Source organism: Guyparkeria sp., from assembly GCF_041687595.1.
Taxonomy (GTDB): Bacteria; Pseudomonadota; Gammaproteobacteria; order Halothiobacillales; family Halothiobacillaceae; genus Guyparkeria.
Genome location: NZ_JAWLBP010000025.1, coordinates 16,623 through 27,711, shown reverse-complemented (window position 1 = coordinate 27,711; position 11,089 = coordinate 16,623). Strand labels below are relative to the sequence as shown.

Sequence of the window (11,089 nt, the reverse complement as noted above, 5' to 3'; positions counted from 1 at the left end):
CCACGGCAAGTACGTGGGTATCTGCGGCCAGGCCCCGTCGGATTTCCCGGAGATCAGCCGCTGGCTGGTCGAGCAGGGCATTTCCAGCCTGTCGCTCAACCCGGACAGCCTCCTGCCGATGCAGGAAGCGGTCCTCGAGGCCGAGAAGGCGATGTCCTCTTAACCCGACCAAATTGGTGCTGTTTTGTTACCCTTCACCCAACGGCGTGTATGTAGTCGAGTGCTACCGCCCGTTGGTCACGGTAACCAGATGAAGGGGGATGCGAATCCATGGGCCTGTTCGGCAAGAAGCGGAAAGAGGACAAGGGGGCGGCGGCCGCGATCGAGCCGGCGGTTGCTGCCGTCCGCGATCCCAACAACGACCAGACGTTGGGGGAGGCGGGCGCCGTCGAGCGCATCGAATGCACGGGGGATGCCTGCCAGATAGACATCGTCCTCGACTATCCGCCGGGCGAGTGGGAAAGCGAACTGGTTGGCGAGATCGAGCAGGCGGTGCACGGCGTCGACGATTCGGTCTCGGTCAACGTGACGGTGGCCTTCGTCGCGCCCGAGGGCTCGGCCATGCACGGCAAGCCGCTACCGGGCGTCAAGAACATCATCGCGGTGGCTTCCGGAAAGGGTGGTGTGGGCAAGTCGAGCACCAGCGTCAACCTGGCGCTGGCGCTGGCCGCCGACGGCGCCCGCGTGGGGCTGCTGGATGCCGATATCTACGGTCCGAGCCAGCCCCGCATGCTGGGTACCAGCGAAAAGCCCCGCCAGGTCGACGAGAAATCCATGGCGCCGGTGGAGGCCCAGGGGCTGCAGACCATGTCCATCGGCTACCTCGTGGACGAGGAGTCGGCCATGGTCTGGCGCGGCCCGATGGTGACCTCGGCCCTGATGCAGCTCCTGAACGACACGCGATGGGACGGGCTGGACTACCTGATCGTCGACATGCCGCCCGGCACCGGCGACGTGCAACTGACACTGGCGCAGAAGGTGCCGGTGGCGGGCAGCGTGATCGTGACCACGCCGCAGGACATCGCGCTGCTCGATGCGCGCAAGGCGATCAACATGTTCCGCAAGGTCAACGTGCCGATTCTCGGCGTGATAGAGAACATGGCCACGCACGTCTGCTCGAACTGCGGCCATGTCGAGGCGATCTTCGGCGAGGGTGGCGGGCAGCGCATCGCCGAGCAGTACGACACGGAGCTGCTCGGCCAGTTGCCGCTCAACCTGCAGATCCGCGAGGATCTCGATGCCGGCACACCCACCGTGGCACGTGACCCCGAAGGGGCCCTGGCCTCCACCTATCGCCGGGCCGCCCGCCGTCTCGCCGCAACGCTCGGACGGGCGGTGCGTGCCGAGTCGAGCCAGGGTCCGGAAATCGTGATCGAGGAGTAAACCATGCTGGAAATCACCATCCCCAGTCGGGGTGTGCTGCAACTGTCCCATCTCGTGCTGGACTACAACGGTACGCTGGCGCTGGACGGTGCCCTGGTGGAGGGTGTCGGGGAGCGCGTGCGCGAACTGTCCAAGCATCTGGACGTGCACGTCATCACGGCGGACACCTACGGTGACGTCAAGGGGCGGCTGGCAGATCTGCCGGTGACACTGTCGACGCTCTCCGATCACCTGCAGGACGAGGCCAAGCAGCGTTACGTACGCACGCTCTCGGCGCGCGAGTGCGTCACGATCGGCAACGGGCGCAATGACGCGCTCATGCTGGCCGAGGCCGTCCTCGGTATCGGGGTGGTCCAGTCCGAGGGACTGTCACGTCACGCCCTGGATGCCTCGGACGTCGTCTGTCCGGACATCAACAGCGCGCTTGATCTACTCTTGAAGCCCAAGCGGCTGATCGCCACGTTGCGCAACTAGTCATGAGGGCTGTCCCCGCGACAGCCCACCATTACAGCTTGTCATGTTCCAAAGGAGGCATTGCATGTCCAAGGTCACGTTCAAGGGTGATCCGGTCGAGGTTGCCGGCTCGCTGCCATCCGTCGGCGGCCAGGCACCGGCGTTCACGCTCACCGCGAGCGATCTGTCCGACAAGGGTCTTGACGCCTTCGCCGGTCGCAAGAAGGTGCTCAATATCTTCCCGAGCATCGACACGGGCACCTGTGCGCAGTCGGTCCGGGAGTTCAATCGGCGGGCCAGCACCCTGTCAGACACCGTGGTTCTGTGCATTTCCATGGATCTGCCGTTCGCGCAGGGACGTTTCTGCGGTGCGGAAGGCCTGGACCAGGTGGTCACGCTCTCGGCATTCCGCAACCCGGAATTCCTCGAGGATTACGGCGTGCGCATCGCCAGCGGACCACTGACTGGCCTGGCCGCCCGCACGGTGGTGGTGCTGGACAGTGACAACACCGTGCTCCATGTGGAGCAGGTGGGCGAGATCGCCGACGAACCCGACTACGAAGCGGCACTGGCGTCCCTAGAGAAGGGCTGACCCTTCCACGGCGAACGGTCGCCTTGCATCGGCCCGGCTGGAGACACAACTGACTCGGCAACCGGATTTCTCCGGCGCTGCCCCTCGGTTCGTCTCATGGTCGGGCCTTTTTGATTTCGGTGAGGAGAAGGGAGATGGGAAATCGACTCGGGGTAGATCTCGGAGGCACCAAGATCGAGGTGGCCGTGATCGACCCGGACAACGAAATCATCTGGCGGGAGCGCGAGCCGACGCCCAAGGGAGATTACGAAGGCACCGTCAAGACGATGGCGGACCTGATCGACCGCGCCGAGCACGATTGCGGGGTGGCCGCGAGCATCGGCGTGGGAACTCCCGGCACCATTTCCCCGCGAACCGGCCTGATCAAGAACGCAAACTCCGTCGTCCTCAATGATCGTCCGCTCAAGCTCGACCTTGAGGAGTACCTGGGACGGACGGTCTCCATGGCGAACGATGCCAATTGTCTCGCACTCTCCGAGTCGGCGGACGACGGGGCTGCCGCGGGCGCAGGATCGGTGTTCGGCGTGATCCTCGGCACCGGGGTCGGGGGGGGCTTGGTGGTCAATGGACACGTGCTGATCGGGTGCAACGCCATTGCCGGCGAATGGGGACACAACCCGTTGCCATGGGCGAGCGGCGACGAGGCCCCCGGCCCCGCCTGCTGGTGCGGCCTGAACGGCTGCATCGAGCAGTGGCTGTCCGGGCCGGCTTTCGAGCGTGATCATGCCGAGGCGACCGGTCGCTCGCTGAGCGGGGCGGCGATCGTCGAACTGGCCGGGGAGGGCGACCGGGCGGCGCAGGCGGCGCTGGCCCGCTACGAGGACCGCCTGGCGCGGTCGCTGGCGCACGTGATCAACCTGTTCGACCCCGAGGTGATCGTGCTTGGTGGCGGCATGTCGAATGTCGGCCGTCTCTACGAGAACGTGCCCGTGATCTGGGACCGGTACGTTTTTTCCGATCCGATTACCACCCGTCTGCTGCCCCCCAGATTCGGGGATTCCAGCGGCGTGCGCGGGGCGGCCTTTCTCGCCGAGGGGCTGTAATCCCCGTAACCGACGGTACCTCGGTGCGGTCGTCCTGCCTGACGAGCGTTCGCCAGATGATGGTCTATGCTCGAAACAGGCGATCGATTTCTACTGACTGAATAGTTCAGTGATTCGCTTGGTTGATGGGCGCATAAGTACGGTCTAAATTAGGCTTATGGCCCATTCGTTCAAAGGAGTGTGGTCATACGAACCATCTAAACCGGGAGATTGAATGCCATGAGCATCGAGATGCAAATCGTCCTGATCAGTGCCCTGGCAATGCTCGGCATCATCGGCATGCCGCTCTATGCCTTCTGGATGTTGTGGAGAAAGTCCGGGAAGGCGAAGCACGACAAGGAACAGCATCGGCATCAGAATGTCTGACCGACGCTCAGATTAAACGAGGGCCGGCGCCGAAAGGTGCCGGCTTTTTCCGTTGAGAGCCCAGGTGGACCGGCTACTTCGGAGTCTTGCCCCCCCGACCCTGATGCCCGCCTACCGCGCTGGCGCGGTTAGACGCGTAGTGCGGGGATGAACCGCGTGCCTCTCCTGTCGAGCCACCCGGTCCGATCCGAGTCATCCGGGTCATCTCCCCTTGCCGGTCGTCTCGGGGTGCTGTTACCCCCGTTGCTTGCCGGCATGGTGGTCATAGGCTTGCTCCTGTCGATTCAATGGCTGGTCGAGCGTCAGGCAATGAACGCCAGGCTGCAGTCGGACCTGGATGCCCTGGCGCAGATTCGTACTCGCATCGAGGCCCAGCTCAACCAGGCCTCCAACGTCTCTGATGCCGTCGCGGCGATGATCCTGGTGGAACGCGGTCTGGACGAGGCGGAAGTCCGCGCGGTGGCCGAACGTCTGCGTGACCGGACGCCGGTCATCCGATCGATCGCGATCGCTCCCGGCAGCGTGATCCGGATGAGCATTCCCCTTGAGGGAAACGAGGCGGCCATCGGGGTCGATCTCGCGGATCATCCGGTGCAATCGGCCTCCCTCGAACGCGCCATCGAAACGGGCGAGCCGGTTCTCGGTGGACCGTACGAGATGGTTCAGGGCGGATTTGCGGTCATCCATCGTGTGCCCGTGTTCTTCGATCGGGATGACGACGGTGATCCGGACTACTGGGGCGTGGTGAGCACCCCGATCGATGTCATGCGCCTGTTCGAGGCAGCCGGGGCGACCGATCTGCTTCAGGCGGGCCGGTTGGCGGTACGCGGGTTCGACGGACTGGGCGACCAGGGTGCCGCGTTTCTCGGCCGGCCGGAACGGTTCGATACCGATACCGCCCTGAAGACGTCGGTGATTGCACTCGATGGTCGGTGGGAGTTGGCGCTGCGGCCATCCGCGCCCGGGCCGGCCATGGTCTGGGCAAGCCGGGCTGCCCGGCTCGCGAGTGTCCTGGCAGGCCTGCTGGTGATCTGGCTGGTGTTGCGGTGGCAGATCCAGCAGCGTCGACTCGTGGAATCAGAGCGGCTTCTCCGCGACGTCAACTCGAACGTCAACGACGTGGTGTTCCGCGCGGACACGCAGGGGCGTCTGCTCTACCTGAACCCGGCCTACGAGCGCCTCACGGGCCGTAACGACCGTCAGCTGCTGGGTGCCAGCTGGCTCAACCTGTTCTCGGAGGCCGAGCGCCGCCGGGTCAGGCTGGCCTTCAAGAGGTCCCGCGATGAAGGCGCGCGGCTGGTGATGACGTCCCGCCTGGCCCGGCAGAATGCCACCTCGCTGCCGGTCGAGATCCGCGTGGACGTGGTTCCGTCCCGCGGCGGTGCGAGCGCCGGACTGGTGGGAACGTTGACCGACCAGTCGGAACGCCACGCCTTCGAACAGCTCGAGGAGCTTGCCACCGCCGTCTTCGAGGGGGCAGGGGATGCCATCGTGATTCTCGATCGGCGTCGCCGTGTGCTCGCGGCCAACCCGGCTTTCGAGCGCATGGTCGGCTTGCCGACTACCTCATTGGCCGGACAACGGCTTCGCGTACCCGAGGTGATCTCACCGTCGCAGCAATGGCTCTCCCAGGTGGCTCGGCACCTCAAGTATCGCGATCGCTGGCAGGAAGAAGTGCCTTCCCGGCTCCCGGACGGGAAAGAGCGCGTGCTGAACTGGTCGCTGGACGCCGTGCGTGACGAACGGGGTCGCGTCAGTCGCTACGTTGCCGTGATCACGGATGTCACGAGTCGCCACCAGCGCATGGAAGCGATGCATCATCGCGCCCATCACGACCCCTTGACCGATCTGCTCAACCGCGCCGGGCTCGAGGAACGCTTCGAGCAGGCGCGGTTGCACGCCCTCCGTGAAGGCGACGGCATCGCGGTGGCATTCATCGACCTCAACGACTTCAAGCCGATCAACGACACCTACGGTCACCACGTGGGCGACGAGCTGCTGCGGGAGATCGCGAGCCGCCTGCGTGCCATCGGGCGCCGCGAGGACATCGTCGCGCGCCTCGGGGGCGACGAGTTCGTGGTGGTCTTCTACGGCGTGCGGTCGACCGCTGCGATGGCCAGTCTGGGCGAGACCTTGCGCGAGCGAATCCAGGCTCCCATTGTCCTGCGCGGCGTGAACCAACCCCAGAGCGTGAAGGCCAGTGTCGGGTTTGCGCGCCTCTCGTTGGATGCCGACACCCTCGACGGTCTCCTTCGTCGTGCCGACAAGGCCATGTACGAGGCCAAGTTCGGCGAACTCGGCACCGTCGTGATTCACGGCGTTTCGAGCGTTCGGCTGGCCGGGACGCCGGGGGCGGACAAGTCGGGGGACCACGCCAAGAACGGTAAGGATGAACAGGAATAATCCAGTCGTTTAAAAAGTATCCAACAGGCTCATGTAGCAACTCGTTAGGCTGTGTGCACTCACTTCCAGATAAAGAATAAGGAATGCACATGAGCACACTGCCGTTTTCGAACCGTTCCCGCCCCGTCACGCATCTGCTCGGATACCCCCGGATGGGCGAGGGCCGGGCCCTCAAGTGGGCGCTCGAAAGACACTGGCGCGGCGATTCCAGTGCCGAGACGCTGGAGTCGGTCGCCGCCGACATCCGCGGGGAGTCGCTGCGGTCGCAGTTGACGTCCGGTATCGATCGGCCGGCGACCGGCGATTTCTCGTTCTACGACGGCATGGCCGACCTGGCGCTGTTGTTCGGTCAGGCCCCCGCACGCTTCGGCGATCTGCCGAATACCCTCGATTCCCTGTTCGCGCTGACCCGGGGGGTCGAGACCGCTGGCGAGAAGCTCGCTCCGCTGGCGATGAAGAAGTGGTTCAACTCGAATTACCACTACCTGGCGCCCGAGCTCGATGCCGGGCGACCTTTCCGTGTCGATGCGGCGCGATTCCTCGAACCCATCCGCGAGGCGGTGGCCGAATGCCCCGGCGTCAAGCCGGTACTGATTGGCCCGCTCACTTTCCTCTGGCTCAGCCGCGGTGCCGACGCACCCGACCGGCTGGCGCGATCCGCGGAGCTTGCCGATGCCTACGCGGCGGTGCTGGCGGCACTTGCGGCACTCGGGATCGAATGGGTGCAGATCGACGAACCCGTACTGGGGCTCGATCTTCCTCCGGAATGGCGGGCCGCCTTCGAGCCCACCTATCACCGCCTGAAGACACCCGGCCTGAAACTGTTGCTCGCCACCTATTTCGGCGAACTGGATGGTCAGGTGGCCCTCGCCGCCGGCCTGCCGGTCGACGGTCTGCATCTGGACGCGACCACGAACGTGGACTTGTCGACCGTGGTCGACCGGTTGCCTTCCTTCAAGGTCCTGTCGGTCGGCATCATCGATGGCCGCTCGATCTGGCGGGCCGACCCGGAGCGGTTGCTTGATCGCCTGGAGCCGATTCATCGGCAGCTGGGGGACCGTCTGTGGCTGGCGCCGAGCTGCTCGCTGCTGCATCTACCGCTCGACGCCCGTCACGAGACCCACCTGCCCGAGGCGCTGGCCGACAACCTGAGTTTCGCCCGGCAGAAGCTGGACGAATTGGTCTTGCTCGCCCGCGGACTGTCGGAAGGTCGAGAGGCGATCGCCGGCGAGATCTCGGCCGCGAAGGCGGCACGCGACCGGCTCGACTCCTTGCATGGTCGGCGTGATCCGGAACGCCGGGCGCGCATTGCGAGGGCCCTCCGGGAGGAACCGGTTCGGCAGAGTCCGTATCCGGAGCGGGCCGAAAGGCAGCGTCAACGGATCGGCCTGCCGCTGTTGCCGACGACCACCATCGGTTCGTTCCCGCAGACCGACGAGATTCGAGCAACACGCCGGGCATTCAAGCGAGACGAGATCGATCAGGCCGAGTACGAACGCCGGATGCGGGACGAGATCGTGGAAGTGGTGCGCTTCCAGGAGTCAATCGGTCTGGACCTGCTGGTTCACGGCGAGCCGGAGCGCAACGACATGGTCGAGTATTTCGGCGAGCAGCTCGAGGGCTATGCCTTCACCCGGCAGGGCTGGGTGCAGTCCTACGGCTCGCGCTGCGTCAAGCCGCCGATCATCTGGGGTGACGTGGCCCGCCCGTCAGCCATGACCGTCGAGTGGAGCCGTCATGCCCAGTCGCTGACCGACCGGCCCGTCAAGGGCATGCTGACCGGCCCGGTGACGCTGCTGTTCTGGTCCTTCGTCCGCGACGATCTGACTCGCGAGGAAGTGGCCTACCAGATCGCCGACGCCCTGCGAGACGAGGTGCGCGACCTGGCCGATGCGGGCATTGCCGCCATCCAGGTGGACGAGCCCGCCTTCCGTGAAGGGTTGCCGTTGCGCCGGCGAGACTGGCCGGATTACCTCGACTGGGCGGTACGCGCCTTCCGTCACGCCACCGCGGTGGCGCCGGACGACTGCCAGGTGCATACCCACATGTGCTACAGCGAGTTCAACGACATCATCGAGTCGATCGCCGCGCTGGATGCCGACGTGATAACCATCGAGACCACGCGGTCGAACATGCAGCTGCTGGATGCCTTCGCCGACTTCGACTACCCGAACGAGATCGGACCGGGGATCTACGACATCCACTCGCCACTCGTGCCATCCGAGGATGAGATGGTCGCGCGCCTGAGGCTGGCGCTGGAGAAGGTCCCTGCCGAGCGGTTGTGGGTGAACCCGGACTGCGGGCTGAAGACGCGGGGCTGGCCTGAGGTGAGAACGGCGCTGGCCGCCATGGTCTCGGCCGCTCGCCGCCTTCGCGGGGAGCTTCAGGATCAGTCCTGAGGGAGTCCCCGCTCCGCCTTCAGCCGTGAGACGGCACGGATGCGCTCCTGGCGCAGCTTCTCCCCGATCTCCGCCCCACGGTAGCCCTGTTCCACCAGCGGTCGGGGTGATATCTCGGCCACGACGTCCCGCACCCGTTCCAGCCAGCCTGCCTGGGGATAGGGATCGGTCTCGTGGCCGGGCTTGCCCTGGGCGTCGGCGTGGCACACCGTCAGGACGTCCCGGAAGCGTTCCGGGCGACGGAAGGCGTCCATTCGTTCCAGCAGGTCGACCAGGGTGGAAGCCCGCATTTCGCAGGCCTTGTGTACCCGGCCGTGCATCTCGGTGGCCAGCACGGCCAGTTCCCGCACGGCCTTCGGTGTACGCAGGCGCTCGCACAGCTCTCGCGTCGGAGCGATGCCGCGAACTTCGTGTCCGATGTGACGGGGCCACTCGTCCCGCGGAGTGAGTGCCTTGCCCAGATCGTGGCAGAGCGCGGCGAACCGTACCGCGATCGAACGGCTCAGGCGAGCGGCGGCCTCGAGTACCAACATCGTATGAATGCCCGTGTCGATCTCGGGGTGGTACTTCGCCGGCTGGGGCACGCCGAACAAGGCGTCGACTTCCGGAAAGACCCGTGACAGCGCACCGACGTCCCGCAGCACCTCGAAGTACCGTGACGGATGATGGGTCGCCAGCGCTTTTTCCGTTTCGGTCCAGACGCGTTCCGGGGTCAGGTCGGCCAGTTCCCCGCTGTCGCTCATCCGGCGCATCAGTTCCCGGGTGTCATCGGCCACGGTGAAACCGTACTCGGCCAACTGGGCGGCGAATCGGGCGACGCGCAGCACCCGCAGCGGATCCTCGACGAAGGCCGGACCGACATGTCGGAGTGTCCGTGCCTCGAGATCGGTCTGGCCGCCGAAGGGATCGGCAAGGGTGCCGTCGTCCTGCATCGCCATGGCATTGATGGTCAGGTCGCGGCGTTCGAGGTCCTCCTCGAGCGTGACGTCCGGGTCGGCATGGACCGCGAAGCCGTGGTAGCCGCGCCCCTGCTTGCGTTCGGTGCGTGCCAGCGCATGTTCCTCGCCGGTTTCGGGATGAAGGAACACCGGGAAATCCGCCCCGACCTGGCGGAAACCGCGTTCGAGCATCATCTCGGGAGTGGCGCCGACCACCACCCAGTCCCGGTCCATGACCGGTCGGCCGAGCAGCCGGTCACGCACCGCGCCGCCGACGATGTAACGGTTCAGATCGCAGGTCGGTGATGCCATGGATGCCCTCATGCTATTGACTGTCGGGATCGAGCCGGCTTTGCCCGGGATGCCCCCGGCGGTAAACTGTCATCGGAAACGTTGATTCCCGTATTGAAACAGGCCAGACGGAACATGACCGGAAACCGTTATCTTGAGGCATTACGCACCCAGTCGCCACGCTTCGAGTCCACGCTTCGCAGCATCGGGCTGGTCGCGGGCACGGATGCGACGGTGCTGATCACCGGCGAGACCGGTACCGGCAAGGAACTGGCGGCCCGTGCAATCCACGAGGGTTCTTCCCGCCGTGGTGGTCCGCTGGTCACCGTCAACTGCGCCACGATACCGGATGATCTTGCCGAGTCCACGCTGTTCGGTCACCGGCGCGGCGCCTTTACCGGGGCGCTGAGTGACCAGCAGGGGCTGGTCGATCAGGCAGACGGGGGCACGCTCTTCCTCGACGAACTGGGTGAACTGCCCACGGCAATGCAGGCCAAGTTGCTGCGACTGCTGGAAAACGGCGAGACCCGCGCCGTGGGGGAACTCGGCACCCGCCGGGTGGATCTGCGCATCGTGGCGGCGACCCACCGGGATCTCGAAGCCATGGTCGAGCAGGGGGGCTTCCGAGCCGACCTGTACTACCGACTGAGCGGGGTACCGATCGAACTGCTGCCGTTGCGTGACCGCCAGGGCGATGCCGAGTGGCTGTTCCGGCAGTTCCTCGAGGAGAACGCCCGAGGTAACGGCGTTGCCGTACCACGACTCACGGCCCGTGCCACGGGCGTGCTGCGTCGCTATCGCTGGCCGGGCAATGTTCGTGAGCTCAGGCAACTGGCCGAACGGCTGGTGATTTTCCATGCCGGCAACGTGGTCGACGTCGAGGCGTTGCCCCCGGCAATGCGCTCGCCGAGTCAGTGCGAGCGCGGTGGCCCGATCGCCCCGGGGTTCATTCTTCCCGAGGGCGGCGTGGACCTCGAGGCGGTCGAGAGCGACCTGCTTCGCCAGGCGCTCGCGCAGACCGGCGGCAACAAGTCGCATGCCGCACGCCTGCTGAACCTTTCGCGGGATACCTTTCTCTACCGGCTAAAGAAGTTTGCCATCGAATAGGCGTCTCCACGCGCAGCCGCTTTCCTGTTCCTGTCATGGGCCTCGTGCCGGAGTCTTCCGCCACGGGGCTTTGTTCTTGTGGCGCCCGCAATTTCGTCAGGCCAAAAAAAACGG

At 65.5% G+C, this 11,089-nt stretch carries 10 protein-coding genes; 9 read left to right on the top strand and 1 reads right to left on the bottom strand.

What is annotated here, in order from left to right:
* The 8 genes from ACESL5_RS05630 to metE all read left to right on the top strand — a co-directional run.
* Positions 1–163: putative PEP-binding protein (locus tag ACESL5_RS05630; protein WP_372591807.1), on the top strand; the 163-nt coding region annotated here is incomplete at its 5' end.
* A 107-nt stretch (positions 164–270) separates the two neighbouring features.
* The gene (gene apbC, locus ACESL5_RS05625) at positions 271–1,383 is read left to right on the top strand and encodes an iron-sulfur cluster carrier protein ApbC (RefSeq protein ID WP_372591804.1); all 1,113 of its coding nucleotides are present in this window, start codon (positions 271–273) and stop codon (positions 1,381–1,383) included.
* Between the two features lie 3 nt (positions 1,384–1,386).
* Positions 1,387–1,857 (top strand): HAD family hydrolase, encoded by a 471-nt coding sequence (locus tag ACESL5_RS05620; protein WP_372591803.1) that lies wholly within the window; start codon positions 1,387–1,389, stop codon positions 1,855–1,857.
* Between the two features lie 64 nt (positions 1,858–1,921).
* On the top strand, positions 1,922–2,428 hold the full coding sequence (gene tpx, locus ACESL5_RS05615) for a thiol peroxidase (RefSeq protein ID WP_372591802.1): 507 nt from the start codon (positions 1,922–1,924) through the stop codon (positions 2,426–2,428).
* Positions 2,429–2,562: 134 nt separating this feature from the next.
* The gene (locus ACESL5_RS05610; protein WP_372591801.1) at positions 2,563–3,471 is read left to right on the top strand and encodes an ROK family protein; all 909 of its coding nucleotides are present in this window, start codon (positions 2,563–2,565) and stop codon (positions 3,469–3,471) included.
* Positions 3,472–3,690: 219 nt separating this feature from the next.
* A complete protein-coding gene (locus tag ACESL5_RS05605) occupies positions 3,691–3,837 on the top strand; it encodes a hypothetical protein (protein ID WP_372591800.1) in 147 nt (48 codons plus the stop codon).
* 270 nt (positions 3,838–4,107) lie between these two features.
* Entirely contained in the window at positions 4,108–6,240 is a 2,133-nt protein-coding gene (locus tag ACESL5_RS05600; RefSeq protein WP_372591799.1) for a diguanylate cyclase domain-containing protein, read from the top strand.
* Positions 6,241–6,329: 89 nt separating this feature from the next.
* Positions 6,330–8,639: a 5-methyltetrahydropteroyltriglutamate--homocysteine S-methyltransferase gene (metE, locus tag ACESL5_RS05595; protein WP_372591798.1), complete on the top strand. Its 2,310-nt coding sequence runs from the start codon at positions 6,330–6,332 to the stop codon at positions 8,637–8,639.
* On the opposite strand, the gene ACESL5_RS05590 is transcribed toward metE, so the two are convergent.
* Entirely contained in the window at positions 8,630–9,868 is a 1,239-nt protein-coding gene (locus ACESL5_RS05590) for a multifunctional CCA addition/repair protein (protein ID WP_372591806.1), read from the bottom strand. The two genes, metE and ACESL5_RS05590, sit on opposite strands and share 10 nt — an antisense overlap.
* Before the next feature lie 135 nt (positions 9,869–10,003).
* On the opposite strand from ACESL5_RS05590, the gene ACESL5_RS05585 reads away from it, so the two are divergent.
* Positions 10,004–10,975: a sigma-54 interaction domain-containing protein gene (locus ACESL5_RS05585; protein WP_372591797.1), complete on the top strand. Its 972-nt coding sequence runs from the start codon at positions 10,004–10,006 to the stop codon at positions 10,973–10,975.
* Positions 10,976–11,089: the final 114 nt, after the last annotated feature.